Origin of the sequence: Micromonospora sp. WMMD980 (assembly GCF_029626035.1) — a bacterium.
Classification (GTDB): Bacteria; Actinomycetota; Actinomycetes; order Mycobacteriales; family Micromonosporaceae; genus Micromonospora.
Map to the genome: position 1 here is coordinate 1835136 of NZ_JARUBE010000003.1, position 26475 is coordinate 1861610.

The window sequence follows — 26475 nt, forward strand, 5'->3', positions numbered from 1 at the left end:
ACCTCGGGGAGGTGGCGGGGTCCGAGCGCGTCGGATGCCGCAACCTCGCCGGAATGGTGCCGATCATGCTGGTGGACCCACCCAGCGGACCTCGCCGTCGTGCCACACGTCCGTGGGGGCCAGGCCGCAGGCCGTGGCCACCGCCGCCGACGTGCGGTGGTCGGGATGAATGTGGGCCACGAGGGTACGCACACCGCGTGGCCCGAGCCAGCCCACCATGCCCCGGGCGGCCTCGGTGGCGATCCCGCGCCCCTGCCAGGGCGTGCCGACCACCCAGGCGATCTCCGCGACCGTTCCGCCGGCGACCGGGGCCACCTCGTCGAGATGCCGGTGCCCGACCGCCCGCGCGCCCCCCGCGGCGGCGTGCCGGGGTGGACCCTCGGGTGCGGTCACGGTGGCCTGGACGGTGCCGGCCAGCCGACCGTCGTCGCGCACCTGGATCACCCAGTTGCACCACGACTCCGCCGGGTCGGGGGAGCCGGCGACCAGCCGCTGGTAGCGAGCGCGCAACGCCTCCGAGGCGGCGGGCTCGCCGCCGATGAAGGTGTGCAGCGCCGGCTCGGCGAGCACGGCGGCCATCTCCTCCGCGTGCGCGACGGCCAGCGGCAGCAGGGTCAGCCGCGCGGTGGTGATTACCTCGGCTGTGAACCCGCTCATCAGCGCCGGGGTGCCAGATGGGCGACGAACGCCCGCCATGCCGGCGGCGCGAAGACGAGCACCGGACCGCGTGGATCCTTGGAGTCGCGGACGCCGATCAGGTCGGTCAGATTGTCGGCCACCTCGACGCAGGCGCCACCGTTGGAGCTGCTCCGGGTGCTGGTGCGCCAGCGCCCACCGATCAGCTCATCCATGATCGCGCTCTCAGGAAGTCGATGGTCTGGTCCCGCGGCAGCGAAACGGATCTCACGGTATCCCAGACCGCCCAGAGGGCCGCAACATCATTCTGAATCCGTCCGGCAGCCTGGTCGTCGAGGTGGCCGACGTCCTCACCGTCGGAGGTGCTGGCGATGATGAACGGGCCGGCCTGGCCAGGGTGGAGCCCGGCCCCCAGGGGCAGGACGTGCACCATCACGTGCTGACGTCCGGCGAGGTCCATCAGGTGATCCAACTGGGGATGCATGGTCTCGGGATCCCCTCGGCGCAGCGCAGCCTCGTCGAGGACGAAGACCAGCAGCGGCGGACGCGGTCGATCGAGCACCGCCGCCTGGCGGAGGAGCCGTGCCTCCAGCAGGCTTTCCGCGTCGGCGAACAGCGGCCCACTTCGAAGGACCGCGAGGGCGTACTCGGGTGTCTGAAGTAGACCCGGCAGGACGGCGGACTCGTACCAGCGCAGGGCCGTCGCCTCGCGTTCGATGTCGGCCCAGGGGCGGAACCAGGCCGGTTCCCGGCGCTTCAGCGCGTCCGGCCACAGCTCGGCGGCGTCCCTGCCGAGCAGTTCGGCGACCTGGGCGCGGTGCCGGGTCTGCGGGATCCGGCCCTGGCTCGCCCATCGGGCCGCGGTCTTCGGGTCGACGCCGACCCGCTCGGCCAGGCTCTCGGCGGTGTGCCCCGCCTCGGACATCGCGGCCGCCACGGCACGGTTCATCCCTACGTCCTCCCCGAACATCCCGACCATCCCGTGGTCATCCTGCAACGCAGTGTGATTGCCGCGCAACGCTCGGCAGGGTTCTGGTGGAGGGGGTGTCGCGGCAGCGGAGGGGGACACGCGATGACGGAGGAGTGGGCGCGGGTCGTGCGGCCCGACGTACCGGCGGGCGAACCGGACGGATCGCGGACGTTGCCGGCGCTGACCGCCCTGCACTCGACGAGCCGCCCGGGCTGGGTCTGCGACGGCTGTGGTGCGGACTGGCCCTGTCCGGTGTGGACCTCGGTGCCGACCGACGCGGTGCGGCGGGCCGAACTGTTGCCGGAGTTCGTCCGACTGACCCGCCGGGCGATCCGCGACCTGCGTGGCCGCCCTGGCGGGCCGCAGCCGCCGGAGATCGTGCGGCGGTTCCTGTGGTTCCTGCCGCTGAGCGACGAAGAGGCCCGCGCCGTCGCACTGAGGTTGCGGTGACCCGGGGTCGCCCGGAGCACGTCGCGTCGCGGCCGACCTGGCGGTGCCGGGTCTGCGGGATCGCCTGGCCGTGCGCGCCCGCGAAGCTGCGGCTGCTCGCCGCGTACCGGGAAGCCCGACCCGCGCTGCTGATGCACCTGGCCACGCTCTACGCCCGGGCCGAGGCGGAGTTGCCCGCGCGGGACGGCACGCGGTCGGTGGATCGCTACCAGCGCTTCGTCGGCTGGGCGAGACACCGGGGCGGGGGGTGAGCGCCGCCCGCCCCGGTCCACCGGTCGGTCAGCGTCGCCACTTCTGGTTGGCGGTGCCGCCGCACTCCCAGATCTGCAGCCGGGTGCCGTCGGCCGAGCTGTTCCCGGTGGCGTCCAGGCACTTGTTGGCCTGCGGGTTCACGATGTCGCCGGCGGCGCTGAACACCCACTTCTGCGCGCCGGTGCCGTTGCAGTCGTAGAGCTGCACCTTGGCGCCGTTGGCGGTCGACCCGGACGCCACGTCGAGGCACTTGCCGAGCGCGCGTACCGAGCCGTCGGCGTTCCACGTCCAGCGCTGGGCGGCGGTGCCGTTGCAGGTCCAGAGCTGCACCGGGGTGCCGTTGGCGGTGTTCGCGCTGGCCACGTCGACGCACTTGTTGCCGTAGCCGACGATCTGCCCGCCGGTGCCCCCGCCGCCGGTGTCCCAGGCCTGCACCCGGACGTAGTCGACGGTCATGGTCTGCGGGAACGTGGTGCTGCCGTCGGGCGAGCCGGGCCAGTTGCCGCCGACCGCGACGTTCATGATCATGAAGAACGGGTGGTCGAAGACCCAACGGTTGCCGCCCGCGTCGGCCGGCGTCTTGCGGGAGTACGCCACGCCGTCGAGGTACCAGGTGATCGAGTCCGGCGCCCAGTCGACGGCGAACGTGTGGAACGCGTCGGCGAGGGCCTGGCCGCCCGGCAGCGAGGTGGACGCGCCGATGCCGTTGCCGCCGGAGTAGCCCGGGCCGTGCAGCGTGCCCCACACCGTGGACGGCGCGTAGCCCACGTTCTCCATGATGTCGATCTCGCCGCTGTTGGGCCACGGATTGCTGCCGATGTCGTTGCCGAGCATCCAGAAGGCCGGCCACAGCCCCTGCCCGCGCGGGATCTTGATGCGGGCCTCGAACCGGCCGTACGCCTGGCTGAACGTGCCGTTGGTGAGCAGCCGGGCGGAGGTGTACTGGCAGCTTCCGTACCAGCAGCCGTAACCGGCCGGGTTCTCCTTGCGGGCGGTGATGACGAGGTTGCCGTTGCCGTCGAGCGCGGCGTTGCGGGTGCTGTTGGTGTAGTACTGCAACTCGTTGTTGCCCCAACCGCCGCCGCCGATGTCGTAGCGCCACTTGCTCGCGTCGGGGGCGGCGCCGGCCGGGCCGTTGAAGTCGTCGGACCAGGTGACCGCGCCGGGGGCGGCCACCGCTGGGGTGCTCGGGACGGTGGTGAGGGCGGCCGTGAGGCCGACCGCCGCCATCGCCAGGGCGGCGACGGTACGGATACTGCGCACGGGATGCCTCCTGCGGTGGTGGGGTCCGTTCACCGCGCGATCGGCCGGCACCGCCGAACGGTAAACAAACTATAAAGATAGCCTTCGATGAAGGTATGAACGAAGCCGCCCCGCTGTCAAGAGAGCGCTTCCTCCGGCACGCCCCGGCGCGCCGCCGGAACCGGCCGGCCCATCGACCGCCACGGCCCGCCCAGCAGCGGCGTGAGCACCACCAGCAGGTAGCAGCCGCCCATCACGACGAGCGTGGACGCGGGGCCGAACCGGTCGGCGGTCAGCCCGGCGCCCAGCGCGCCGAGCGGCATCGCCGCCCAGGCGCCGGCGCCGATCACCCCGTAGACCCGGGCCCGCATCGATGCCGGTACCCGCTCCAACTCCACCGCGCCCATCAGTGGGTTGAGCGCGCCGGCCGCCAGCCCGGCCACCGCGACGACCGCGACCACCACCGGCAGCGGCGGCGCGGCGGCGAGCGCCCACAGCGGGGGCGCGCCGCAGATCGCGTACGCGGTGACGAACGTGGCCCGGCGGGGCAGCCGGTGCCCGATCGCGCTGAACACCAGCGAGCCGATCAGCGCGCCGCCCCCCATGACGCCGACCAGCAGGCCGAACGCGGCCGGGCCGCCGAGTTCGCGGTCGGCGACGACCGGCAGCAGCACGTTGCTCTTGGCCGCGTCGAACAGGTTGGTCACCAGCACCAGCAGCACCATGGCGCGCAGCAGCGGCTCCCGGGCGAGGAAGCGCAGCCCGGCGGCGAACTGCCGCCAGTAGCCGCCCACCTCCACCTCGTCGTCCTCGGTGGACGGGCGCAGGCCGCGCGGCACCAGCAGCGTCACGACCAGCGCCGAGACGGCGAACGTCGCCGCGTCGACGGCCAGCACCGGCAGCGGACCCAGCACACCGACCAGCAGGCCGGCGACCGGCGCGCCGATCATGCGGGCGCCTCGCGAGGTGGCCTCCGCCCAGCCGACCGCCCGCTCGATCGGCACCCCGGCCGCGGCGGCGGCCTCCGGCAGCAGCGCGGTGCGGGCGGTCTGGCCGGGTGTGTCCAGTAGGCCGCTGACGAAGACCAGCGCCAGCAGCGCCGGGAACGGCAGGCCGACCGTGGCGTGCAACAGGGGTACGGCGGCGACGGTCACGCCGGAGACGACGTCGGCCAGCACGCTGGACCGGCGGTAGCCGATCCGGTCGACGAGCACGCCGCCGAACGCGCCGCCGAGCACCACCGGCGCGGTGGCGAACGCGCCGGCCAGCCCGGTGGCCGCCGGCGAGCCGGTCTCGGCCAGCACGTAGAGCGGCAGCGCGATGAGCGTCAGCACGTTGCCGGTCAGCGAGACGGCGTGCCCGATCAGGAGCCCGGCCAGCGGCCGGCGGTCGCGGGTCACTGCGGCCCCCGGTATGCCTGCCAGACCAGCGTCACCATCTCCGCGCCCGGCCGGCCGGGCGCACCGCGCGCGTGCCACCGCCGCGCCAGCTCGGACAGCTCGTCGCCCATCTCCACCAGTTCGTCGGGGGTCAGGTGCAGCACCGTGTCGCTGCTGTTGGTGCCGCGCACCCAGGCCAGGTCGAGGCTCGCCTCGGAATCCAGGTAGGCCTGGTAGCGGGCCACGTAGCGCTCCATCGCGGCACGGCGCAGCAGATCGCCGGCGAGCCGCCGCTCCGGGTCGTCGAGCAGTTCGACCGGGTCCCAGTCGGTGGTGGCGTGCGCGGCCCGCCACCACCGCTCGCGGCGGTCGCGGGCCAGGTCGGGCGCCTCGGTCACGAAGCCGTGCTCGGCCAGCTTGCCGATGTGCCAACTGACCGAGCCGACCGCCTCGCCGGTGCGGTCGCTGAGCATCCCCACGGTCTGCGGGCCGCGGATGCGCAGCTCGCCGAGGAGCCGTAGTCGAGTGGGGTGGGCCAGCGCCCGCATGGCGCGCGGGTCGGTCAGGTGCACGTGGTTCGGCTCGTCCGCCATGGGGTGAGGCTAGACGGACAAGAAGTGAAGTACAAGATGTCTTGTAGGAGTCAGTCCAGGCAGAACTCGTTGCCCTCGGGATCGGTCATGATCAGGTGGCCGGCGCCGAGCGGGGGAGCGGGCTCGTGGCGGGCCACGCGGCTCGCGCCGTGCGCGACGAGCCTGTCGGCCGCCGCCTCCAACGCCGCCATCCGGGCCTCCCCGGTCAGGCCCGGCGCGGCCCGCACGTCCAGGTGCACCCGGTTCTTGACCCGCTTGGGCTCCGGCACCCGCTGGAAGAACAGCCGTGGCCCGGTGCCCTCGGGGTCGACCACGGCTGAGGCGTCGTTGTGCCGCTCCGGTGGCACGCCGAACGCGGTGAGCGCCTGCGCCCACGAGTCGAAGCCGTCCGGCGGCCCCTGCACCCGGTAGTCGAGCGCCTCGGCCCAGAACGCGGCGAGCGCGGCCGGGTCGGCGCAGTCGAAGGTGAATTGCACGTCGAGGCCCATCGCGGCTCTCCCTCTGTCGGATCCCGGCCAGCCTGCCCGAGGTAGCGGTCAGGAGCTGTCCGCGACCCGCCGGGACGTCAGGACCGGCGGGTCGCCGCTCGGCCCTTGAGCCGGCGGCCCATCTCCCGGGCGATCTCCCGCTTGGCGTCCCGCTCGGCGAGCGCCTGACGCTTGTCGTACGACCGGCGGCCCCGGGCCAGCCCCAGCTCGACCTTGGCCCAGCCGTCGGCGAAGTACATCGACAGCGGCACCAGCGTGACCCCGCCGTCGCGCAGCTTCTCCAGGATCCGGGCGATCTCCATCCGGTGCAGCAGCAGCTTGCGGGTGCGCCGGGGCGCGTGGTTTGTCCAGGTGCCGAAGCCGTACTCGGCGATGTGCAGCCCGTAGAGCCAGATCTCGCCGTCGCGCTCCTGCGCGAACGCGTCGACCAGCGACACCCGCCCCTCGCGCAGCGACTTCACCTCGGTGCCGGCCAGCACGATGCCGGCCTCGTAGGTCTTGAGGACGTCGTAGTCGTGCCGCGCCTTCTTGTTCGAGGCGATCGCCTTGCGCCCGTTCTCCCTGGCCACGCCGGCGGGCGTGGTGGGGAGGGTCAGAGGCGGCACTGCCAGGAGTACGGGTCGCCGAAGCGGGCGAAGCGCTCCACCGTCGCGTACCCGAAGGTGGTCTCGCGGCAGGCGGCGAGCACGTCGATGTCGGAGTAGGTGACCCCGGCCCGGCTGTAGCGCACGCAGCGCCAGCCGTAGACGGTGTCACCGCGCAGCTCGGCGGTCGAGCTGCCGGTGAGCTGGCACCAGAGCGTGAAGTCCGGCGTCACCACCTCGGGGCGGACCCGCCAGCAGCGCACCGAGGTCGGGTCGTAGAGGTCGCCGATGCGGTCCACCGCCGCGTCGGTGCGGTACGTCCACCGGCAGGCCGCGTCGAACGCGAGATCGCCGAGGTGCCCGTCGCCGCCCCGGCAGTGCCAGTCGTACGCGGTCGCGCCGGTCAGCGCCGCGTCGGCCGCCCCGAGCGACCGGCAGTAGGCGCCGAGATCGAGCCCGCCCAGCTCCTGCGGGGGCGGCGGTGCGGCGTGCACCGCGGCCGGCGCGGCGAGCGCGGCGGCGAGCAGGGCGAACGTGGTGAACAGGGCGCGCAGGGTGCGTCGCATGGTCGTCCTTCCGGTAGCGGATGCTCCAGCGGGCGGCGGTGGCGCGGACAACGCTAGAGAGGCATGGAAATCCTTTTAAGGCTTGCGAGTGGACAGTCTTGAGAAGAAAGAATTTCCGATTTCTTGCGAGAGTGAACGGGCGTACCCGCCGTTCCGGGTGCCGGCGCCCCCACCGGCACCTAGGCTGGCCCGAACGGTGGCGAGGGGAGCGGCGGATGACACGGGTGGCGGTGCTCGGACTCGGCGGCATGGGTACGCCGATGGCGGCGAGCCTGCTCAGGGCCGGGCTGGACACGGTGGTGTGGAACCGGCACCCCGAGCCGGCCCGCGCGCTCGCCGAGCGGGGCGCCGTGGTGGCCGCCGACCCGGCCGAGGCGGTCTGCCGCGCCGACGTGGCGGTGACCATGCTGACCGACGGGCCCGCGGTCCGTGCCGTCGCCGCCGACCAGGGCATGCTCGCCGCGCTGCCCGCCGGCGCGGTCTGGGCGCAGATGAGCACCATCGGCGTGGCCGAGACCGAGCGGCTGGTCGAGTTGGTCTCCGCCGAGCGGCCCGACGTCACCCTGGTGGACGCGCCGGTCGCCGGCAGCCGGGGCCCGGCCGAACAGGGCCGCCTCACCGTGCTCGCCTCCGGCCCGGAGCAGGCGCGCGAGCGGGTCGCCCCGGTGTTCGACGCGGTCGGGCAGCGGACGCTGTGGCTCGGCCCGGCCGGCGCCGGCTCGCGGCTCAAGCTCGTCAACAACCTGCTGCTCGCGTTCGTCAACGAGGGGGTCGCCGCGGCGGTGGCGCTCGGCGACACGCTCGGCCTCGACCGGGACACCGTCCGGCAGGCGCTCGACGGCAGCCCGCTCGTCGCGCCCTGGGCGGCGGAGAAGCTGGCCCGGGTGGTCCGCGACGAGCACGGCGCGCAGTACCCGCTCGCGCTGGCCCTCAAGGACGTCGAGCTGGCGTTGCGCGAGGCCCCGGCGGGCAGCTTCCCGGCCGCCGAGGCGCTGGCCGCCGAGTGGCGGCGCGCGGCGGACAGGGGGCTCGGCGACGACGACCTGACCGTGGTGACCCGGATGCTCGGCTCCGACGCGACCCGCCGGCCTTGACCTCGACCAGAGCTTCTCTCAGCCCCTTCCTGGGTATCCGGCTCCCACCGTGGCCCGGTCGCATCCACAAGGCATGACGGGGCCCCACCCCGGTTGGCGGTGGGTGGCTCCCGCGCACCGCCACCCGCGCCGCTCAGGCGGGCACCATGTCCGGCTCGCGGGCGGCGTCGGCACCGGCGGTCACCCAGCCGGTGGTGATCAGCAGCAGCGCGGCACAGTAGGTGCCCATCACCAGCAGGCCCGCGCCGGGCAACCCGATGCCGGCCGCGCCCACGCCGATGAGCAGGTCGGAGACGAGGAAGAACGCGCCGCCGGCCGCGACCCGGGCGGACACGCCGGCCGCGGCGGCGGCCATCAGGCACAGCGCCAGGCTGTAGCCGAGCACCGGCAGTCGCAGCGGCCCCAGCGCGCCCCACAGCAGCGCGTTCCCGACCGCCCAGGCGAGCAGGTAACCGGTCCAGGCCACCGCCGGCGCGCGACCGCGACGTGCGAAACCGGCCAGGAACGCGAGCTGCGCGAGCAGGAAGAACCCCATGCCGACCAGGAACGCGGTTCGGCCCGGCACGAGCAGGGCCACGTCGCCGGCGGTGGCCGCGACCAGGCCGGCGGCCACCGCGTCCACCCGGCGTCGGTGCGTCAGGAGGTACGCCAGCAGCACCGGCGCCAGCAGCGGCTTGGCCAGCCACTGGAGCGCTGTCGAGTCGACCGCCACCGCGACCAGCTCGACGGCCGCGACGAGCACGAACAGGGGGAGCCAGAGGCGCCTCACCGGACCGGCTGCCAGCCGGGGCGGCCGAGCAGGTAGCCGAGGCGGTGCCGCCAGCAGGTGGCCCGGCGGACGTCGGAGAGGATCGCGGCGAACTCGTGGGTGGCCACCCGCAGCGGGTTGTAGGTCTGGATGTTCCTCGTCAGGCCGTAGCGCACCGGTGCCCGCTCCGGCTCGAAGCTGCCGAACAGCCGGTCCCAGACGATCAGGATGCCACCGTAGTTGCGGTCCAGGTATTCGGTGTTGGAGCCGTGGTGCACCCGGTGGTGCGACGGGGTGTTGAAGACCCATTCGATCGGCCGGGGCAGCCGGCCCACCCGCTCGGTGTGCAGGAAGAACTGGTAGAGCAGGCTGATCGACTGCTGCAGGAAGATCATCCACGGCGGGATGCCGAGCAGCGCCAGCGGCAGCCAGAACGGCAGCGAGGTCATCGGCGTCCAGCTCTGCCGCAGCGCGGTGGAGAGGTTGTAGTGGACGCTGGAGTGGTGCACCACGTGGCTCGCCCACAGCACGCGTACCTCGTGGTGCGAGCGGTGGAACCAGTAGTAGGCCAGGTCGTCGGCGAAGAAGACGATCGCCCAGGTCCACCAGTCGCCGGGGGAGAGGTGCACCGGCGCGACCGTCCACAGCGCCGCGTAGAGCCCGACGGTCAGCAGTTTCCACGGGAAACCGATGACCTGGCTGCCCAGCCCCATCGACAGGCTGGTGGTGGTGTCGCGCAGCTCGTAGCCGCGCTCGTCGTCGTCGGGCAGGAAACGATAGGAGACCGCCTCGATGACGATCAGCAGCAGGAACGCCGGTACGGCGTACAGCACGGCGGGGATCATGCGCGCGCTTCCCTTCCGGGGGTGGGGGTGGCGGGGGTGGTGACCGGGGCGGTCAGCAGCGCCCGGGCGTGCCGGGCGGCCGCCGCGCCCTGGCCGGACGCGACGGCGGCGGCGAGCTGGCGGTGGCCGGCCACGTCGAGCAGCTCGGCGGCGCGGGCGTCCGGGGGGACGTCACCGACCGCGAACGTGCCGGCCACCAGGCTGTTGAAGGCGAGTTGGTACGCGGTGTTGCCGCTGCCCCGCACGACCAGCCGCCAGATGCGGATGTTCGCCTCGGCCATCCGGTCCAGGTCGGGCGCGAGCGTGCCGTACACCTCGGCGGCCCGGACCAGCGCGGCGACGACGTCGGTGTCGGCGCGCTCGGCGCAGAGCCGGGCCGCGTCGACCCCGACGCAGGCTCGCATCTCCAACATGTCGCGCACCAGCGTCTCGACCGGGAGCACGTCGCCGGAACGGGCCAGCGACAGCGCCAGGTCGAGGCCGGCGTGCACCCGCCAGTCGAGCACCCGGGTGGCGCCGCCCTGGTTCACCCGGACCAGGCCGAGCTGCTGCAGCCGACGTAGCGCCTCGCGGACCGCGTGCCGGTTCACCGCGAACGCGGCGGCCAGCTCCCGTTCGCCGGGCAGCGTCTCGTCCGGGCGGTGCCGGCCGGACACGATCGCGTCGCGGAGCTGGCCGAAGACGTGGTCGGAGACCGAGGCGCGGGGGACGGGGACGAAGTCCATGGGCAGCAGTGTGGCTCCGGACACATCAACCCGTCAACTGGTTGGACCAGTTTCGAGGGGCGGCCGGTGCGTGCCGCCGCGGTCACCCCTCGTATCCTTTCCGCCGTAGGCCCACGACCGGGAAGGGAGTCGGTGTGAGCGACCGGGTCGAGACGTTGGAGTTCCAGGCCGAGGCGCGTCAGCTCTTGCAGTTGATGGTGCACTCGATCTACTCGAACAAGGACGTCTTCCTGCGTGAACTCATCTCCAACGCGTCCGACGCGCTGGACAAGCTGCGGTTGGAGTCGCTTGTCGACAAGGAGTTGTCGGCCGACACCTCCGACCTGCACATCGAGCTGGAGGTCGACCGGGACGCCCGCACGCTCACCGTCCGGGACAACGGCGTCGGCATGTCCCGCGACGAGGTGGTCGCGCTGATCGGCACCATCGCCAAGTCCGGCACCGCCGAGCTGCTGCGCAAGCTGCGCGAGACGAAGGACGCCGCCGCCTCGCAGGAGCTGATCGGCCAGTTCGGCGTCGGCTTCTACGCCACCTTCATGGTCGCCGACAAGGTGACGCTGCTGACCCGCCGCGCCGGGCAGGCCGGCGGCACCCGCTGGGAGTCCACCGGCGAGGGCACCTACTCGGTGCAGGACGTCGACGACGCGCCGCAGGGCACGTCGGTCACCCTGCATCTCAAGCCCGCCGACGCCGACGACAACCTGCACGACTACACCGCCGAGTGGACCATCCGGGAGATCGTCAAGCGATACTCCGACTTCATCGCCTGGCCGATCCGGATGACCGTCGACAAGCCCGGCGAGGACGGTGCCACCACCCGCGAGGAGCAGACGCTCAACTCGATGAAGGCGCTCTGGGCGCGCTCACGCGACGAGGTCGACGAGGCCGAGTACAAGGAGTTCTACCGGCACGTCGCGCACGACTGGGCCGACCCGCTGGAAACCATCCACATGCGCGGCGAGGGCACCTTCGAGTACGAGGCGCTGCTCTTCCTGCCCTCGCACGCCCCGCTCGACCTGTTCTCTCCGCAGGGCCGCCGCGGCGTGCAGCTCTACGTCAAGCGCGTGTTCATCATGGACGACTGCGAGGCGCTGATCCCCAACTACCTGCGCTTCGTCAAGGGCGTGGTGGACGCGCACGACCTGTCGCTGAACATCTCCCGGGAGATCCTCCAGCAGGACCGGCAGATCCGTGCGGTGCGCCGACGGCTGGTCAAGAAGGTGCTCGGCACGCTCAAGGACATGTCGGCCGAGTCGTACCGCACGTTCTGGACCGAGTTCGGGCCGGTGGTCAAGGAGGGTCTGCTGGAGGACCCGGACAACACCGAGGCGCTGCTCGACCTGGTCCGCGCCGCCTCCACCCACGACCCGGCCGAGCCGACCACACTGCGCGACTATGTCGAGCGGATGAAGGACGGCCAGACCGAGATCTACTACGCCACCGGCGAGAACCGGGCGACCATCGAGAACTCCCCGCACCTGGAGGCGTTCCGGGCCAAGGGCTACGAGGTGCTGATCCTCACCGACCCGGTGGACGAGGTGTGGGTCGAGCGGGTCGGCGCGTACGAGGGGAAGACGCTGCGCTCGGTGGCCAAGGGCCAGGTCGACCTGGAGACCGAGGAGGAGAAGGAGAAGGCCGAGGCCGAGCGGCAGGAGTACGCCGACCTGCTCACCTTCCTCGGCGGCGCGCTCACCGACAGCGTCAAGGAGGTGCGCCTGTCCACCCGGCTGACCACGTCGCCGGCCTGCGTGGTGGGCGACGCGCACGACATGACGCCGACGCTGGAGAAGATGTACCGAGCGATGGGCCAGGAGGTGCCCCGGGTCAAGCGGATCCTGGAGCTGAATCCGACCCACCCGCTGGTCACCGGCCTGCGCAAGGCCCACGGCGAGGGCGGCGACACCACCGCGCTGACCGAGACCGCCGAGCTGCTGTACGGCATGGCGCTGCTGGCCGAGGGCGGCGAGCTGGCCGACCCGGCCCCGCTTCACCCGCATCCTCGCCGACCGCCTCGCCCGCAACCTCTAGCTGAAAGGAGGGGCCCCTTCTTAACGCCTCCGGTAGAGGAGGGGCCCCCGCTTAACGCCCGGAGGCTCAGGGGAGCGTGGGGTAGAGCGCGGCCACGCCGCCGGACAGGCCGGCCCGGACCCGGCGGGACGTGTCGTCGGCGAGGATCTCGTACCGGTCGGCCTCGACCCCGTCGACGGCGAGCCGCGCGACCTCGGCCGGATCGGCCTTCGGCCCGGTCACCCCGGCGGCCATCTCGGTGTCCATGTAGCCGACGTGCAGCCCGGCCACCCGCACGCCCCGGCCGGCGAGCTGGACGCGCAGGGCGTTGGTCATCGACCACTCCGCGGCCTTGGCCGCGCCGTACGCACCGACCTGTGGAAACGTGATCCAGGACAGCGCCGAGAGGACGTTCAGGATCGTGCCGCCACCGTTGGCGGCGATCCGCGGGGCGAACGCCCGCACCACGGACAGCGTGCCGAGGTAGTGGGTCTCCAGCTCCAGCCGGATCTGCGCGAGGTCGCCGTCGAGCAGGTCCGCGCCGGTGCCGACGCCCGCGTTGTTGACCAGTAGCGTCACGTCGCCGGCCAGGTCCGCGGCGGCTGCCACCGAGGCGGGATCGGTGATGTCGAGGCGTACCGGGGTGACGCCGGGCAGGTCGACGGTGTCCGGGTTGCGCGCGCCGGCCCAGACGGTCGCGCCCCGGGCCGCCAGCTCGGCGGCCAGGTGCCGGCCGAAGCCGCGGTTCGCGCCGGTGACCAGGGCGGTGCTTCCAGCGATCTTCATGTCTCGCTCCGAGGATGGTGAGGTGATCAGGAGGTACGCAGACCCGGGCCGGGCAGCACGGTCAGCTCACCGGGCGGCACGTCGTGCCCGGCGTCGCAGCGCAGCCGGGCGTGCACGTCGGCCCCGCAGTCGTGGTGAGTGACCCGGACGGACGGGCCGGCCTCGTCGGCGGCGTACGCGTCGCCCCACTGCCGCAGCGCGGCGAGCACCGGCAGCAGGTCGCGACCCTTGGCGGTGAGCACGTACTCGTCGCGGGTCCGCCGGCCGGGCTCGCGGTAGGGGCGCCGGTCGAGCAGCCCGTCGGCGACGAGCTGCTTGAGGCGGGTGGCGGCGACCGGCTCGCTGACGCCGACCCGACGGGCGAAGTCGTCGAAGCGCCGGGTGCCGAACAATGCCTCGCGCAGCAGGAGCAGCGTGGTGCGGTTGCCGACCACCTCGATCGCCCGGGCGATCGAGCAGTTCGCGGTGGACCAGGAGTCACGCCGCGCGAGGAGGTCCGTCATGCGACCGACGGTACCGAGCTGACTTAGGGAAACGAAAGTCAGCTACCTCACAGCCTTCCCCTCACAGCTGGCCGGGGAAGAAGCCGTGCCGGGCCAGCGGCTCGACGATCTGGTGCTCCTCGTACGACAGGTGCGACAGCAGCGTGTCGGTGAGCAGATCCACCGCCTCCTGCAACGCGGTGAAGTCGCCGGGGGAGGCGACCAGCGCCACGAGCGCCCGGTCGACGCTCTCCACCACGCCGTGGATCACCACGTGCTCCTGCTCCAGGCGGTCGAGCACCGGCCCCAAGCCGGCGTCGGCGCGGCGCAGGTGCGGGAAGATCGACGCGTCCTCCAGGCCGTGGTGCTGGGTCACCACGGTGCAGTACGCGGCGCAGTAGGCGCCCAGGGTCCAGTCGTTCTGTCGCATGGTCATCTCGTTCAGCGCGGCCCGCGCGCCGCCCGGCGACACCGCCCCGCGCCGGACCTGGTCCAGCAGGTCGCGCACCTGGGCCAGCTCCTGGCGCAGGTGGTCGTGCACGTCCACCAGGTGCTGCCCGGCGGCCTGCCCGCGGGCCGGGTAGACGTGCCCGGGCGGCGGTGGAGGCGCGGTCGGACGGGTCGTCTCGTCCCAGAGGCGGTGGGCGCTGCGCCGTACCCCCGGGTCGGGGGTGGGGGTGACCGCGAGCGTGCTCGGACCGCCGGCGACGGCCTGCTCCTCGACCACGGCGCGGGCCCCGCTGCCGGGCGCGGTGCGCTCGGCGGCGACCAGCTCCCGGACGGCCGGCGCCACCTCCTGGGCGAAGAGCTGGATGGCGCGCGGTTCGTCGCTGCCGAGGATGAACGTGGCGACGCCGTGTTCCAGGGTGAGGCCGGCGAGCTGCTCGATCCACTGCTCCGGCGGCCCGGCCAGGAAGCCGGTGGACGAGCGGGCGAACGTGCCGGTGACGTTGAGCATCCGGCGGATCGCCGCCGGATCGCGCCCGGCGGCCCGCGCGCCCTCGTCGACGAGCGCGTTGAGCGCCGGCAGGTCGTCCGGCCCCTTCGGCAGGTACGACAGGGACGGCAGCCAGCCGTCCGCGGCCCGGCCGACCAGCCGCAACATGCGCGGCTTGTACGCGCCCACCCAGATGCCCACCGGGTGCGCGGGCGCCGGTCCGCGCTTCGCGCCGACCACCCGGTAGTGCTCCCCGTCCACCCGGATCATCCCGCGCCGCCCGGTGTCCCAGACCTCGCGGACGACCTGGATCGCCTCGTCGAGAGCGTCGACCGCCGCGCCGGGGGAGAGCCGCCGCCCGCCGGTCGCCTCGATCGCGTCCCAGAACGCGCCCGCGCCCAACCCCAGCTCGACCCGGCCGCCGGTGAGCAGGTCCAGGCTGGCCACGCTGCGGGCCAGCACCACCGGTTGGCGCAGCGGCAGGTTGAGCACGTTGCCGGCCAACCCGATCCGGACGGTCGCGGCGGCCACGTACGACATCAGCGTCCAGGTGTCCAGGAAGCCCGGTTGGTAGGGGTGGTCCTGGAAGGTGACCAGGTCGAGCCCGGCCTGTTCGCAGAGCGTGGCCAGCGCGACCACCTGGTCGGGGTGACCGGCGGCGGGGGTGAGGAAGCCACCGAATGCCAGCTCGTGTCCGTGGTCGGTCATCCGTCCCACTCCTCGCGTGATCTTGCCTGGTCCCGCCCCACGGTAGCTCCACCAGCGCGCCGGCGACGGTGGACCCGCCACCGTGGACGCGGTAGTCCGGTCGGGTGAAGAACGTCACAAGAAGTAGGCGATAGTCGTCGATCATCCTTAGCGTCGGTTCCGTTCGCACCCGCGGACACCCCGGGCCGGTAACGCCTAATCCCGCCGCCGGCCCGGTGGTAACCGAACCTCGGGCGGGAGCGGGGGACCCACACGTTCCACGGTGCACGTCACCTCGGGGTGAAGCCGCGACCGGCGGCCGGGCTCCTCGGCCCGAACCCGACAGCTCACCTCGTCGGCGTGGAGGAATCCACATGTCAACTGCATACTCAACCCGGCGCCGCCGGACCCTGGTCGCCGCGCTCGTCGCCGGCGCCGCCACCGGTGCCGCGGCCCTGTTCGGGCCGGCCGCGCCGGCCAGCGCCGCGAGCGTGAACTGGGACGCCGTCGCCCGCTGCGAGTCGGGCGGCAACTGGCACATCAACACCGGCAACGGCTACTACGGCGGGCTCCAGTTCTCCCAGGGCACGTGGAACGGCCACGGCGGGCGGAAGTACGCCGCCCGGGCCGACCTGGCCAGCCGCTCCGAGCAGATCACCGTCGCCGAGAGGGTCCTCGACGGGCAGGGCATCGGCGCCTGGCCGGTCTGCGGCAAAAAGGCCGGGTCGAGCGGCCAGAAGGCTCGGTCCGGCGGCGACAGGGCCGGTTCGAGCGGCAGGACCGCCGGGCCGCGCGGTAAGAAGGCCGGCAAGAGCTCGGCCACCTCCACGAAGAAGGGCACCTCACCGCGTCCGTCGGCCGGTGCGCGGCGCGGTGCGCCGGCCACCGGCGCCTATCTGGTACGCCCCGGCGACACCCTGTCCGAGATCGCGGCGGCCAAGCACGTCGCCGGCGGTTGGCGCGCCCTGCACGCGCGCAACCGTGCCGTGGTCGGTGCGGACCCGAGCCTGATCTTCCCGGGTCAACGGCTCAGCCTGCACTGATCCCCGGCTCGCGGCGTTCCCGCGGTCCGTGCGGGTGCCGTGTCCGCGACACATCCTGCGGGTCGGTGGCACGAGTCCTCGGGACGCGTCGTGGCGACCGGGGACGGAACGCCCGGCCGGGTCATCCGGTCGGGCGTTCGCCGTCGCGACACGCCGGGGTCCTGGGCGTCCGTCCTGCTCCCGGCGTCGACGGTCGGCCGGGCGCGGCGGTTGACGAGGTTCCGTCGCCGGTGGTTGCTATGGTCACGAGGCTCGGCTAAGACGTGAAGAAAGCGCGGATATGACCAACGATGCGTTCTCGGCCGCCGCGAGCCTCGACGAGCTGCTGACCCGCACGCAACAGGCGCTGGCCGCGATGCGGTCCCGGGCCTGCGTGCTCGCCGACGGCGAGCCGGGTGAGCTGCTCCGGGCCGAGGGGGCGGCCGCCGGTGGCCGGGTCCGGGCGGTCGCCGTCCAGGGTGGCCGGTTGCACTCGGTCGTCGTCGACCCGGAATTGGCCGGCGTGTCGCTGGAGGTCCTCTGCGGACATCTGGTCGACGCCGTCAACGACGCGTTGAGCGAGTTGGACACGCGGGTCGGCGACTCCGCCCGGGCGGACACCGACGCGCTCGCCGCCCGGCTCGGCGGCCTGCCCGACCAGGCGGAGCTGTTCAGTCGGACGGTGCACGAGGTGGCCGCGCGCATCCGCCGCGACCGGGACGCGGCGACCCGCGCCGCCCACCCAGCCTGAGCGGTCATCCGTGCCTGAGCGGCCACCGCTGTCTGAGTGCCAGCCGCATGGCCGGTCGCCCGGCCTTGCGTGTCGGCCCGTCCGACGGCGAGCGGTCCCGCCGTGCCGCCCGCTGTCCCGGCACTGGCGGGACGCGCGACATGTGCGCCGTCCTCTTCCTGCTGTTCGGGATTGCGCTCCCGAACAGTGGGAGCGGCCGACCCGGGCCGGGCCGGGAGTTGGAGACACGGAACGGCCGGCCGTCTCCGAGGAGGACGGCCGGCCGCTCGCGTCGGGGTCAGCTCAGCGTGACCGCGGTGTCGTCGACGACGAAGGACGTCTGGAGGGAGGCGTCCTCCACGCCGCTGAAGGAGATGGACGCCGTGGTGCCGGCCAGCGACGAGATGTTGAAGGATCGCTGCGCGTAACCGGTGGCCTTGTTCAGGTTGGAGTAGGTGGCGAGCGTGGTGCCGCCGGCCTTGACGGTCAGCTTGTCGTAGGCGGTGGTCGTGGTGGACTCCGCGCTGTCGATGTGCAGCCAGAACGTCAGGGTCGCCTTGCACCCGGCCGGGATGGTGACCGACTGGCTGAGCGTGTCGGTGTGCGAGGAGCCGTAGCCGTCGAGCCACGCCTTGTACGAGCCGCCGTGCGCCGCCTGGCCGCTGTCGGTGGTGATGACGCCGGAGGAGGCGCTCCAGCTCACGTTGCCCGACTCGAAGCCGGGGTTGGCCAGCTTGTTGCCGGAGCAGCCGCCCGAGGGCGGGGTGGTGGTGGCGGTCGGCGTGGGAGTGGTGCCGCCAGAGCAGGTCGGGTCGCCGGACTGCGCCGGCACGCTGACCGCGTCCCAGGCCGCCTTGACCGTGTTGAACTCGGTGCAGCCGGTCGGGTAGAGGTTCTTGGCCGCCTGCAACGTCCAGGTGCGGTACTTGAGGTAGGACGAGGACGAGGTCTTCAGCAGCATCGCGTTGTACATGATCTTGATGGCCTTCTGGATGCCCAGACCGGTCACGCTGCCGCCGTTGCAGGTGGAGCTGGTCGGCTGCCCGTTGGTGGGGCTGTTGCCGTTGGCCAGCAGGTAGAACCAGTGGTTGCCGGGGCCGGCGGAGGCGTGCACCTCGCCACCGGGGACGCTGCTGGAGTAGCAGTTCGGGTCGCCGAGCGCGCCCGGGTTGTACATGTTGCGGATCGGGCCGGAGCCGACCAGGTTGATCTTCTCGCCGACCAGGAAGTCCGGCGCGTCGTAGCTGGACGGCTCGTTGGCGAACCACTCGGTGGCCGCGCCGAACGTGTCCGCCACGAACTCCTGGGTGCCGCCCCGGGAGATGCCGCCCGGGGTGTGGTCGTCGATGCCGTGGCCGATCTCGTGGGCCACCACGTCCAGCGAGCCGATCCACTGGCCGGCGGTGTTCTTGCCGATCTGCACCTGGCTGCCGTCGTAGTAGGCGTTCTGGTCGTTCAGGCCCACCCGGATCGGCCAGTAGCCGCCGTTGCCGTCGGCGCCGTTGCGGCCCAGCCACTGGCTGAGCATCTTGTGCTCGGTCTGCGCGGCGAACAGCGCGTCGACGCAGCCGGTCTCCCGGTTGGTGGCGGTGCCGTTGCCCCAGGCGTCGTCGGTGCCGCTGAACGTGGTGTTGTTCGCGGCGTCCTGGCAGCTCAGGTTCGTGACGGTCGGGTCCTTCATGGTGTAGGTGCTGCCCGACTTGGTGGTGTTCAAGGTGAGCGGGCTCGGCCCGTTCCAGGCGCCGGTGCCGGTGCCGGCGACGACGTGCTCCTGCGTGCCCAGGACCGCGCCGGTCCGGGCGTCGACGTCCACGGTGAGCCGGCTGGGGCCGTCGGCGTTGGTGCCGCGCACGGTCGTCTCCCAGGCCAGCGCCGGGCTGGCGCCGAGCGTGTAGACGACAAGCGTGGTGCCCTCGACCGAGCTGACGGTCTTGAGCTGGGCGCGTGCCTTCTTCGCGGCGGCGGCCGAGGTCAGCTTCGGGGTGGTGGCGAGCGCGCCGATCGGCCGCTGCTGGGCGACCGAGGCGTACTTCAGGTTGCCGGCGGCGTCGGTGGCGAGCACGAAGTCGCCGCCGACCACCGGCAGTCCCTTGTAGGTGCGCTCGTAGGGCACGTACTGGGTGCCCTCGGAGGAGATGACCGGCTTCTGCACGAACGCGTCGTCGGAACCGGCCTGGAGGTAGGCGGGGCGGTCCGCGACCAGTGCGCGGGCCGAGTCGGCCGCCGCCGCGCGGGCCTGGGCGGGGTTGGGGGCGGCGGGCCCGGGGGGCGCGGCCTGCACGGCCGCGGCGGTGCCGGCGGCGATCACGCCGGCCGCGGCCGCGCCGGTGAGCGCGGCGAGGCGAGGTGAGAGCTTCAAGGGGGTTTGCTCCTGTTCCTAGGCGCGCCGCACGGAGCCCGGTGGGGTCGGGCGGCGCGATGGTGCGAGGCGGGGGTGACGGCCGGTCACCGGAGCTGCCGGCGTGGCTCCGGGTCGACAGATCGACCGTCGTGAGCCGCCGGGGGTCGACGACTCGCTGGTGCACGATCACACGCCGTCGGAGCCGTGAGCAATGGGTGACCTGGGCAACCGACTCCTGCCGGACACCCGGCGGTCGCCCCGGATTCAGGAAGCAATGATCTTCAATAGCCCCTGATCAGGGCGAACATTGTTGGTAGTGGACGAGTCCATGGCCGATCTGGGATCAATGCCGCAGTTCCCGAATGGTGCACAGAGTTTCAGCGCGGTCCCCGGGTCCTCGTCGGCGGCCCGCCGGGCGGCGTCGTCAGTGAGGGCGACAGGGTCGGCCGCGGTCCGGGCCGCCGGCTCGGGCTGGGACTCGCACTCGACGGAGTCGCGCTCGCGGTCGGCGACCCGGACGGCGACGCGGACGGGCTCGGCGCGGAGCTGCTCGGGACCGGCGCCGACGGGCTCGGCTCCGGCGCGTCGCCGGGAAAGGCCGGCTCGCGGAAGCGGTACTTGTCCGGGTCGAGCTTCATCGCCGCGGTGGCCCGGGTCATGAACTGGCGCCAGATCGGCGCGGCCCCGGTCGAGCCGTACACCTCGTAGCTGCCGCCCGTCGTCCGCAGCGGCTTGCCGTCGGTGGTGCCCAGCCAGACCGCCGAGGCGAGGGCGCCGGTCCACCCCACCATCCAGGTGTGCACGTTCTTGGTGGTGCTCTGCCCGGCCTGCCACGTGCCGGTCTTGCCGGCGGAGTCCCAGCCGTTGTCGAGCCGGGCCGCCCGGACCCGGCGCAGCGTCCAGTCGAGCTGGTTCACCGCCTCGGCGTCGAGATCGAGGTCGGTCTGCCGTAGCTGCTCGGTCCACACCTTGTCGTCGTCCTTGGTCACCGAACGGACGAAGTGCGCGTCGGCGCGCCTGCCGCCGGCCGCGAACGTGGCCATCCCGTTCGCGTGGTCCTGCACGGTGATGCCGTACTGGCCGATGCCGACCTCGGTGGAGAAGTGCTCCGCCAACTCGTCGGCCGGGTCGTCACGCAGGTCGACCCGTTGCGGCCGCGGGTTGCCCCGCACCGTCTCCCACATCGACCCCACGCCGGCCTGCCGGGCCGTCTCGATGACCTTCGCGGTGCCCAGCTTCTCGGTCAGCTCGAAGTAGGTGACGTTCAACGAGGCGACCGTGGCCTCCCAGAGCGCGCAGTCCGGCTGGCACGACGCGTGCTCGGCGTTGCGGATCGGCCCGGCCGCGCTGCCCCGGGTCCGGCCGGAGGCGGGGAACTCCTTGGTGTCCGGCGAGTCGAACCGCTGCTTCACCGACATGCCGTCGCGCACGGCGGCGGCCAGGTCGTACACCTTGAACGACGACCCCGGCGGATGCTGGCCGAAGCCACGCGCCTGGCCCTGCTCGTCGGTGTACCAGCCGGCGTAGTCGGCGCCCGAGCCGCGGTCGCCGCCGTAGTAGCCGAGCACCCGCCCGGTGCCCGGCTCCACCGCGACCAGCGCCGCCTGCCAGTTCTTCGGCTGGCCGCGGACCGCCGCCGGCGCGGTGTCCCGGCGGATGTCCGCCGCCGCCTCGGCCGCGTCCTGCACCCGCTTGTCGACCGTGGTCACGATCCGGTAGCCGCCGTCGCGGATCACCTCGTCCGGCTTGCCGCGGAACGGCTCGCTCCGCCGCAGCTCCGCCAGCACGTGGTTGACCACCAGACCGGTCGGCCGGTCCAGGTCGGAGTCGCCCGCGTCGCGGTCGATCGGTCGCACCGTGTCCGGGTACGCCAGATCCACCGCCTGCTGCGGAGTCAGGTAACCGAGCTTCACCATGCCGTCGCGGATGTAGTTCCAGCGGTCGATCGAGTTCCGCTTCGCGAGGGCGTTGCGGCGCGGGTCGTAACCCGGTGCGCCCTGCGGGTCCGCCGGGTCCGCCTCCGGCTGCTTCACCATGGCGCAGAGCACCATCGCCTCGGCCGGGGTGAGCTGCTGCGCCGCCGGCGCGTCGCGGCGCACGGTCTTGCCGAAGAACGTCTGCGCGGCCGCCTCGATGCCGTAGGCGCCCCGGCCGAACGGGACCGTGTTCAGGTAGAAGCCGAGGATCTCCTCCTTGCTGTACTTGTCGTCGAGCTTCCAGGCGATGACCGCTTCGCGCAGCTTGCGGGAGTAGGTGACCCCACGCAGGTCGGCGGCGACCCGCGCGTACTGCTGGGTCAGCGTGGAGGCGCCCTGCCGCTGGCCGCCGCTGACGTTCGCCCAGGCGGCGCGCAGCACGCCCTTGACGTCGATGCCGCGGTTGGTCCAGAACGTCCGGTCCTCGGCCGCCACGATGGCCTGCTTCGCCGAGTCGTTCATCGCCTCGTACGGGACGATCGTGCGGTTCTGCGCGCCCAGCTTCGCCATCGGGGTGCGGCCGTCGGCGTAGAGGACCGTGGTCGACTCGGGCAGCTTCAGGTCGGTGGGCGTCGGCACCGAGTCGAAGTAGTAGCCGCCGGCGACCAGCCCGGCCCCGGCGAGCAGCGCGCATACCGCCAGCACGACCAGCAGTCGCCGCCCCCGCCGTCGCGGTCGCCTCGGGACCGCGCCGTTGTCTCCGCTGTGCCGCACGCGATGCCTCCGACTGCTCGGCCGAATCGTGTCCATGCCCGGCTCGCAGGCTAACCGACCTGCGCCGACGGCACCGGCCGGCGCGGCCGGTGCGGCCACCCGACCCGGCCGGCGTCGCCGGTGACCGGACGGGCAGGATGCGGGCATGCGCGACGACGTACGCGGATACCTCGCCGAACTCGTCCGGCGGGCCCGGGACGTGCTCGGCGACGAGCTGGTCGGCGCGTACGCGGCCGGCTCGCTCGGCCTGGGCGCCTACCAGCCCGGACGCAGCGACGTGGACGTGGCGTTGCTGGTCGCCGCGCCGCCGTCGGCCGCCGCGAAGCGGACGCTGGTGGACCGGCTGCGGCACGGGTCGCTGCCCTGCCCGGCGCGCGGCCTGGAACTTGTCGTCTACCGGCGCGACGTGGCCGCCTCCGGCACCGGTGAGCCGGACTTCGCGCTGGAGCTGAACACCGGCGCCACGATGCCGTTCCGGGCCACCTACGACCCGGCCGACCGGCCCGGAGCGGACGGGCGGTTCTGGTACGCGCTGGACCGCAGCATCCTGCGCCAGTCCGGGCTGACCCTGCTCGGCCCGTCCGCCGCCGCCGCGTTCGCCGACCCGGACCCGGCGACGCTGCGGGCGCTGCTGGTGGACGCGCTGCGGTGGTGGCTGGCGCGGCCCACGCCGCCCGGCGACGCGCCCGCCCCGGGCGCGGAGGACGCGGTGCTCGGGGCCTGCCGCGCGCTGGTGCGCTGCCGCGACGGCGTCTGGCTGGGCAAGGTCGACGCCGGACGCCGGGTGGCCGCCGACGACCCGGACGCCGCGCTGATCCACCAGGCGGTCGCCGCCCGCGCGGGCGGGCCGCCGCCGTCCGGGCCGGCCGCCCGGGCGTTCCAGCGCCGGGTGCTGGCGCGGATCGAGGCCGGCGGCCGACACTCCACCGGCCCCACCAGGGCGGGAACTAGGGTGGGCGGGGGAGGTGCGTGATCATGACGGAGTTGAGCGCGTCGGCGCGGGCCGGGCTGGAGGCGGCGGTTCCCGGTGGCGTGAGCACCCGGGCCGCGGACCGGCTGAAGCTGGCCCACGACGCGTCGCACTACCTGCTGCACCCCGGCGCGGTGGTCACCCCGGCCGACGCCGGGCAGGTCGCCGCGCTGCTGGCGCAGAGCCGCCGCGCCGGCGTACCGCTGACGTTCCGCTCCGGCGGCACCAGCCTCAGCGGCCAGGCGGTCACCGACCGGCTGCTCGTCGACGTCCGCCGGCACTTCCGCGACCTGGCGGTGCTCGACGACGGCCGCCGGGTCCGGGTCCAGCCGGGGGTGGTGCTGCGGCAGGTCAACGCGCGGCTCGCGGCGCACGGCCGCAAGCTCGGCCCGGACCCGGCCAGCGAGGCCGCCTGCACCGTGGGCGGGGTGGTCGCCAACAACTCCAGCGGGATGACCTGCGGCACCGAGTTCAACACCTACCGCACGTTGGAGTCGCTGGTGCTGGTGCTACCCAGCGGCACCGTGCTGGACACCGGCGCGCCGGACGCCGACGCCCGGCTGCGCGCCACCGAGCCGGCGCTGCACGCCGGCCTGCTGCGGCTGCGCGACCGGGTGCGCGGCAACCCCGACTCGGTGCGCCGGGTCCGCGCCCAGTTCGCCATGAAGAACACCATGGGGTACGGGGTGAACGCGTTCCTCGACCACGACGACCCGGTCGACCTGCTCACCCGGCTGGTGGTGGGCAGCGAGGGCACGCTCGCGTTCGTCGCGTCGGCGACGTTCCGCACCGTACCCGTGCTCCGGCACGCCGCGACCGGCCTGCTGGTCTTCGACAGCCTCGGCGCGGCGACGGCGGCGATGCCGGCGCTGGTGGCCGCCGGGCCGGCGGCGGTGGAGCTGCTCGACGCCGCCGCCCTGCGGGTGGCCCAGCGCGACCCGAGGGCGGACCCGGCGCTGCGCGGCCTGGCCGTGCGCGGGCACGCGGCGCTGCTGGTGGAGTGGCAGGAGTCCGACCCGGCCGCGCTGGCCGACCGGGTCGCCGCCGCGCAGCCGGTGCTGTCCGACCTGCCGCTGACCACTCCGGCCCGGCTCAGCGGCGAGCCGGCGGCAAGGGCCGCGCTCTGGCACATCCGCAAGGGCCTGTACGCGGCGGTGGCCGGCGCCCGACCGTCCGGCACCACCGCGCTGCTGGAGGACGTCGCGGTGCCGGTGGCGGCGCTGGCCGACACCTGCGCCGCGTTGACCGACCTGTTCGACCGCCACCGCTACGCCGACAGCGTCATCTTCGGTCACGCCAAGGACGGCAACCTGCACTTCATGCTCAACGAGCGGTTCGCCGGCGGCGCGGCCCCGACGCGCTACGCCGACTTCACCGAGGAGATGGTCGACCTGGTGCTCGGCCACGGCGGCACGCTCAAGGCCGAGCACGGCACCGGCCGGGTGATGGCCCCCTACGTGCGCCGCCAGTTCGGCGACGAGCTGTACGACGTGATGCGCGAGCTGCGCGCGCTCTGCGACCCGGACGGCGTGCTCAACCCGGGCGTGCTGCTCGGCGACGACCCGGAGGTGCACCTGCGGCACCTGAAGACCGTGCCGACCGTGGCGGAGGAGGTGGACCGCTGCGTCGAGTGCGGCTACTGCGAGCCGGTCTGCCCCAGCCGGGACCTCACCACCACGCCCCGCCAGCGGATCGTGCTGCGCCGCGAGATCGCCGCCGCCGAGGCCGCCGGCGACCGGGCGTTGGCGGCGGAGCTGACCGACGCCTACGACTACGACGCGGTGCAGACCTGCGCGGTCGACGGCATGTGCGCCACCGCCTGCCCCGTCCTGATCAACACCGGTGACCTGGTCAAGCGGCTGCGCGCCGAGGAGCACGGCCGGGCGGTGTCGACCGGCTGGCGGGCCGCCGCCCGGCGGTGGGGCGCCACCACCCGGGGCATGGCCCGCGGGCTGGACCTGGCCGGCGCGTTGCCACCGGCGCTGCCCGAGGCGGCCACCCGGGCGGCCCGGGCGGTGCTCGGCGCGGACCGGGTCCCGCAGTGGCGACGCGACCTGCCCGCCGGCGGGTCGCCGCGCCGACCGCACCCGGTCGACGATCCGGACGCCGTCTTCGTGCCGTCCTGCCTCGGCACGCTCTTCGCCCCCGCCGAGGGCGGCGCCGGGGTGGCCGCCGCGCTGCTCACCCTCGCCGACCGGGCCGGCGTCCGCCTGCTGGTGCCGGACGGCGTCGGCGACCTGTGCTGCGGCACGCCCTGGTCGTCCAAGGGGCTGACCGACGGCTACCGGGCGGTGCGCGAGAAGGTGCCGCCGGTGCTGCGCGCGGCCAGCCGCGACGGCGCGCTGCCCGTGGTCAGCGACGCCGCCTCCTGCACCGAGGGCTTCGACCGGCTGCTCGCCGACGCCGGCGACCTGCGGGTGGTCGACGCGGTGGAGTTCGCCGCCACCACGCTGCTGCCCCGGCTGACCGTGCGCCGCCGGCTGGGTTCGCTGGCGCTGCACCCGACCTGCTCGTCGACCCGGCTCGGCCTGGACGACGCGCTGCGCGCGGTGGCCCGGGCGGTCGCCGACGAGGTGGTGGTCCCCGACGGCTGGCAGTGCTGCGGCTTCGCCGGCGACCGAGGGCTGCTGCATCCGGAGCTGACCGCGTCGGCCACCCGGGCCGAGGCCGCCGCCGTCGCGGCGCGGCCCTTCGACGGGTACGCCTCGGTGAACCGCACCTGCGAGATCGGCCTGGCACGGGCCACCGGGCAGCCGTACCGGCACCTGCTGGAGCTGCTCGCGGAGGTGACGGCCTGATGGGGCGCAGTTGGCGGTTCGCCGGCCTGATGCTGGTCGCCGGGGTGGTCATGGCGTTCGGCCAGTGGCGTTCGGGGCAGCCGCCGTTGGGCTTCGTGCCGTTCGCCGTGCTGGCGGTGCTCTTCTCGCCGCTCGTCTTCCCCCGGTCGCTGACCTCGGCCGAGGCACGGCTGCGCAGCGCGCGCGACGGGCGGACGGTCGTCTACTGGCGGCCCGGCTGCACCTACTGCCTGCGGTTGCGTCTGCGGCTGGGCCGGCGCGCCGGGCGGGCGCACTGGGTGGACATCTGGCGTGACCCGGAGGGGGCGGCGGCGGTCCGGGCGGTGACCGGCGGCGACGAGACCGTGCCGACCGTGGTGCTGCCGGACGGGGCCGTGGTGAACCCCGATCCGGCCTGGTTGCGGGCGCGCCTCCGGGCCTGAGCCGGGGCTGCCGGGACCGGCGGCCGTGGCT

At 73.7% G+C, this 26475-nt stretch carries 25 protein-coding genes, 1 pseudogene and 1 riboswitch; of the genes and pseudogenes, 9 read left to right on the top strand and 17 right to left on the bottom strand.

All coding sequences use genetic code 11. The features are described 5' to 3' along the window. Positions 1-63: 63 nt before the first annotated feature. From O7618_RS08850 to O7618_RS08860, 3 genes are read right to left on the bottom strand one after another with little or no spacing between them, the layout of a single operon-like run. Positions 64-657 (bottom strand): GNAT family N-acetyltransferase, encoded by a 594-nt coding sequence (locus tag O7618_RS08850; protein WP_278105515.1) that lies wholly within the window; start codon positions 655-657, stop codon positions 64-66. Continuing rightward, entirely contained in the window at positions 657-851 is a 195-nt protein-coding gene (locus tag O7618_RS08855) for a DUF397 domain-containing protein (protein ID WP_278105516.1), read from the bottom strand. Before O7618_RS08855 ends, O7618_RS08850 begins: the two co-directional genes overlap by 1 nt. Then, a complete protein-coding gene (locus tag O7618_RS08860; protein WP_278105517.1) occupies positions 839-1585 on the bottom strand; it encodes a helix-turn-helix transcriptional regulator in 747 nt (248 codons plus the stop codon). The genes O7618_RS08855 and O7618_RS08860 overlap by 13 nt, the downstream gene beginning before the upstream one ends. A 123-nt stretch (positions 1586-1708) precedes the next feature. On the opposite strand from O7618_RS08860, the gene O7618_RS08865 reads away from it, so the two are divergent. After that, on the top strand, positions 1709-2056 hold the full coding sequence (locus O7618_RS08865; protein ID WP_278105518.1) for a hypothetical protein: 348 nt from the start codon (positions 1709-1711) through the stop codon (positions 2054-2056). Beyond that, positions 2053-2307 carry a flavin reductase gene (locus O7618_RS08870; RefSeq protein WP_278105519.1) on the top strand — a complete coding sequence of 85 codons (255 nt, stop codon included), beginning with the start codon at positions 2053-2055 and terminating at the stop codon, positions 2305-2307. Before O7618_RS08865 ends, O7618_RS08870 begins: the two co-directional genes overlap by 4 nt. A gap of 28 nt (positions 2308-2335) precedes the next feature. Here O7618_RS08870 and O7618_RS08875 read toward each other — a convergent pair whose 3' ends face one another. From O7618_RS08875 to O7618_RS08900, 6 genes are all read right to left on the bottom strand, one after another. After that, positions 2336-3571 carry a family 16 glycosylhydrolase gene (locus tag O7618_RS08875; RefSeq protein WP_278105520.1) on the bottom strand — a complete coding sequence of 412 codons (1236 nt, stop codon included), beginning with the start codon at positions 3569-3571 and terminating at the stop codon, positions 2336-2338. Between the two features lie 116 nt (positions 3572-3687). Next, positions 3688-4950, bottom strand: coding sequence for an MFS transporter (locus O7618_RS08880; protein WP_278105521.1), 1263 nt, complete (start codon positions 4948-4950; stop codon positions 3688-3690). Further along, positions 4947-5522: a helix-turn-helix domain-containing protein gene (locus O7618_RS08885; RefSeq protein WP_278105522.1), complete on the bottom strand. Its 576-nt coding sequence runs from the start codon at positions 5520-5522 to the stop codon at positions 4947-4949. Before O7618_RS08885 ends, O7618_RS08880 begins: the two co-directional genes overlap by 4 nt. Before the next feature lie 50 nt (positions 5523-5572). Then, positions 5573-6010, bottom strand: a complete 438-nt coding sequence (locus tag O7618_RS08890; RefSeq protein ID WP_278105523.1) for a VOC family protein — start codon at positions 6008-6010, stop codon at positions 5573-5575. A gap of 77 nt (positions 6011-6087) precedes the next feature. Next, a complete protein-coding gene (gene smpB / locus O7618_RS08895; RefSeq protein WP_278109955.1) occupies positions 6088-6579 on the bottom strand; it encodes an SsrA-binding protein SmpB in 492 nt (163 codons plus the stop codon). A gap of 23 nt (positions 6580-6602) precedes the next feature. After that, positions 6603-7160 (bottom strand): hypothetical protein, encoded by a 558-nt coding sequence (locus tag O7618_RS08900; RefSeq protein ID WP_278105524.1) that lies wholly within the window; start codon positions 7158-7160, stop codon positions 6603-6605. Between the two features lie 215 nt (positions 7161-7375). Between O7618_RS08900 and O7618_RS08905 the strand changes: the two genes are divergently transcribed. Further along, complete coding sequence (locus tag O7618_RS08905) at positions 7376-8254, top strand: NAD(P)-dependent oxidoreductase (RefSeq protein ID WP_278105525.1); 879 nt, start codon at positions 7376-7378, stop codon at positions 8252-8254. A gap of 133 nt (positions 8255-8387) precedes the next feature. Here O7618_RS08905 and O7618_RS08910 read toward each other — a convergent pair whose 3' ends face one another. The 3 genes from O7618_RS08910 to O7618_RS08920 are packed head-to-tail and all read right to left on the bottom strand — an operon-like array spanning position 8388 to position 10572. Continuing rightward, entirely contained in the window at positions 8388-9023 is a 636-nt protein-coding gene (locus O7618_RS08910; RefSeq protein ID WP_278105526.1) for a lysoplasmalogenase family protein, read from the bottom strand. Continuing rightward, the gene (locus tag O7618_RS08915) at positions 9020-9847 is read right to left on the bottom strand and encodes a sterol desaturase family protein (RefSeq protein WP_278105528.1); all 828 of its coding nucleotides are present in this window, start codon (positions 9845-9847) and stop codon (positions 9020-9022) included. Before O7618_RS08915 ends, O7618_RS08910 begins: the two co-directional genes overlap by 4 nt. Next, positions 9844-10572 (bottom strand): GntR family transcriptional regulator, encoded by a 729-nt coding sequence (locus O7618_RS08920; RefSeq protein ID WP_278105530.1) that lies wholly within the window; start codon positions 10570-10572, stop codon positions 9844-9846. The genes O7618_RS08915 and O7618_RS08920 overlap by 4 nt, the downstream gene beginning before the upstream one ends. 194 nt (positions 10573-10766) lie before the next feature. Here O7618_RS08920 and htpG point away from each other — a divergent pair. Further along, positions 10767-12600: pseudogene (gene htpG, locus O7618_RS08925) on the top strand (molecular chaperone HtpG). Positions 12601-12666: 66 nt separating this feature from the next. On the opposite strand, the gene O7618_RS08930 reads toward htpG, so the two are convergent. From O7618_RS08930 to O7618_RS08940, 3 genes are all read right to left on the bottom strand, one after another. Beyond that, positions 12667-13365, bottom strand: a complete 699-nt coding sequence (locus tag O7618_RS08930) for an SDR family oxidoreductase (protein ID WP_278105532.1) — start codon at positions 13363-13365, stop codon at positions 12667-12669. 26 nt (positions 13366-13391) lie between these two features. Beyond that, the gene (locus O7618_RS08935; protein WP_278105534.1) at positions 13392-13868 is read right to left on the bottom strand and encodes a helix-turn-helix domain-containing protein; all 477 of its coding nucleotides are present in this window, start codon (positions 13866-13868) and stop codon (positions 13392-13394) included. A 61-nt stretch (positions 13869-13929) separates the two neighbouring features. After that, positions 13930-15492 (bottom strand): LLM class flavin-dependent oxidoreductase, encoded by a 1563-nt coding sequence (locus O7618_RS08940; protein WP_278105536.1) that lies wholly within the window; start codon positions 15490-15492, stop codon positions 13930-13932. Between the two features lie 210 nt (positions 15493-15702). Further along, a riboswitch (cyclic di-AMP (ydaO/yuaA leader) is annotated at positions 15703-15847 on the top strand. Here O7618_RS08940 and O7618_RS08945 point away from each other — a divergent pair. Together O7618_RS08945 and O7618_RS08950 are read left to right on the top strand one after the other, a co-directional pair. Then, positions 15846-16514, top strand: coding sequence for a transglycosylase family protein (locus O7618_RS08945; protein WP_278105537.1), 669 nt, complete (start codon positions 15846-15848; stop codon positions 16512-16514). Its footprint overlaps the riboswitch before it by 2 nt. 280 nt (positions 16515-16794) lie before the next feature. Next, a complete protein-coding gene (locus O7618_RS08950; RefSeq protein WP_278105539.1) occupies positions 16795-17244 on the top strand; it encodes a YbaB/EbfC family DNA-binding protein in 450 nt (149 codons plus the stop codon). A 277-nt stretch (positions 17245-17521) separates the two neighbouring features. Here the strand turns inward: O7618_RS08950 and O7618_RS08955 are convergent, their stop codons facing one another. Together O7618_RS08955 and O7618_RS08960 are read right to left on the bottom strand one after the other, a co-directional pair. After that, positions 17522-19582, bottom strand: a complete 2061-nt coding sequence (locus O7618_RS08955) for a M4 family metallopeptidase (RefSeq protein WP_278105541.1) — start codon at positions 19580-19582, stop codon at positions 17522-17524. Positions 19583-19941: 359 nt separating this feature from the next. Then, positions 19942-22254 carry a transglycosylase domain-containing protein gene (locus O7618_RS08960; RefSeq protein WP_278105542.1) on the bottom strand — a complete coding sequence of 771 codons (2313 nt, stop codon included), beginning with the start codon at positions 22252-22254 and terminating at the stop codon, positions 19942-19944. Between the two features lie 145 nt (positions 22255-22399). On the opposite strand from O7618_RS08960, the gene O7618_RS08965 reads away from it, so the two are divergent. The 3 genes from O7618_RS08965 to O7618_RS08975 are packed head-to-tail and all read left to right on the top strand — an operon-like array spanning position 22400 to position 26444. Continuing rightward, the gene (locus O7618_RS08965) at positions 22400-23227 is read left to right on the top strand and encodes a nucleotidyltransferase domain-containing protein (protein ID WP_278105543.1); all 828 of its coding nucleotides are present in this window, start codon (positions 22400-22402) and stop codon (positions 23225-23227) included. Between the two features lie 2 nt (positions 23228-23229). Next, the gene (locus O7618_RS08970) at positions 23230-26022 is read left to right on the top strand and encodes an FAD-binding and (Fe-S)-binding domain-containing protein (RefSeq protein ID WP_278105545.1); all 2793 of its coding nucleotides are present in this window, start codon (positions 23230-23232) and stop codon (positions 26020-26022) included. Continuing rightward, positions 26022-26444: a glutaredoxin domain-containing protein gene (locus tag O7618_RS08975; protein WP_278105546.1), complete on the top strand. Its 423-nt coding sequence runs from the start codon at positions 26022-26024 to the stop codon at positions 26442-26444. The genes O7618_RS08970 and O7618_RS08975 overlap by 1 nt, the downstream gene beginning before the upstream one ends. Positions 26445-26475 lie beyond the last annotated feature (31 nt).

What these genes read in the sequence shown, in the direction of transcription:
- O7618_RS08850 (WP_278105515.1), bottom strand. Translation starts at nt 657, where the DNA reads ATGAGCGGGTTCACAGCCGAGGTAATCACCACCGCGCGGCTGACCCTG.
- O7618_RS08855 (WP_278105516.1), bottom strand. Translation starts at nt 851, where the DNA reads ATGGATGAGCTGATCGGTGGGCGCTGGCGCACCAGCACCCGGAGCAGC.
- O7618_RS08860 (WP_278105517.1), bottom strand. Translation starts at nt 1,585, where the DNA reads ATGAACCGTGCCGTGGCGGCCGCGATGTCCGAGGCGGGGCACACCGCC.
- O7618_RS08865 (WP_278105518.1), top strand. Translation starts at nt 1,709, where the DNA reads ATGACGGAGGAGTGGGCGCGGGTCGTGCGGCCCGACGTACCGGCGGGC.
- O7618_RS08885 (WP_278105522.1), bottom strand. Translation starts at nt 5,522, where the DNA reads ATGGCGGACGAGCCGAACCACGTGCACCTGACCGACCCGCGCGCCATG.
- O7618_RS08890 (WP_278105523.1), bottom strand. Translation starts at nt 6,010, where the DNA reads ATGGGCCTCGACGTGCAATTCACCTTCGACTGCGCCGACCCGGCCGCG.
- O7618_RS08900 (WP_278105524.1), bottom strand. Translation starts at nt 7,160, where the DNA reads ATGCGACGCACCCTGCGCGCCCTGTTCACCACGTTCGCCCTGCTCGCC.
- O7618_RS08905 (WP_278105525.1), top strand. Translation starts at nt 7,376, where the DNA reads ATGACACGGGTGGCGGTGCTCGGACTCGGCGGCATGGGTACGCCGATG.
- O7618_RS08915 (WP_278105528.1), bottom strand. Translation starts at nt 9,847, where the DNA reads ATGATCCCCGCCGTGCTGTACGCCGTACCGGCGTTCCTGCTGCTGATC.
- O7618_RS08920 (WP_278105530.1), bottom strand. Translation starts at nt 10,572, where the DNA reads ATGGACTTCGTCCCCGTCCCCCGCGCCTCGGTCTCCGACCACGTCTTC.
- O7618_RS08930 (WP_278105532.1), bottom strand. Translation starts at nt 13,365, where the DNA reads ATGAAGATCGCTGGAAGCACCGCCCTGGTCACCGGCGCGAACCGCGGC.
- O7618_RS08935 (WP_278105534.1), bottom strand. Translation starts at nt 13,868, where the DNA reads ATGACGGACCTCCTCGCGCGGCGTGACTCCTGGTCCACCGCGAACTGC.
- O7618_RS08940 (WP_278105536.1), bottom strand. Translation starts at nt 15,492, where the DNA reads ATGACCGACCACGGACACGAGCTGGCATTCGGTGGCTTCCTCACCCCC.
- O7618_RS08945 (WP_278105537.1), top strand. Translation starts at nt 15,846, where the DNA reads ATGTCAACTGCATACTCAACCCGGCGCCGCCGGACCCTGGTCGCCGCG.
- O7618_RS08950 (WP_278105539.1), top strand. Translation starts at nt 16,795, where the DNA reads ATGACCAACGATGCGTTCTCGGCCGCCGCGAGCCTCGACGAGCTGCTG.
- O7618_RS08965 (WP_278105543.1), top strand. Translation starts at nt 22,400, where the DNA reads ATGCGCGACGACGTACGCGGATACCTCGCCGAACTCGTCCGGCGGGCC.
- O7618_RS08970 (WP_278105545.1), top strand. Translation starts at nt 23,230, where the DNA reads ATGACGGAGTTGAGCGCGTCGGCGCGGGCCGGGCTGGAGGCGGCGGTT.
- O7618_RS08975 (WP_278105546.1), top strand. Translation starts at nt 26,022, where the DNA reads ATGGGGCGCAGTTGGCGGTTCGCCGGCCTGATGCTGGTCGCCGGGGTG.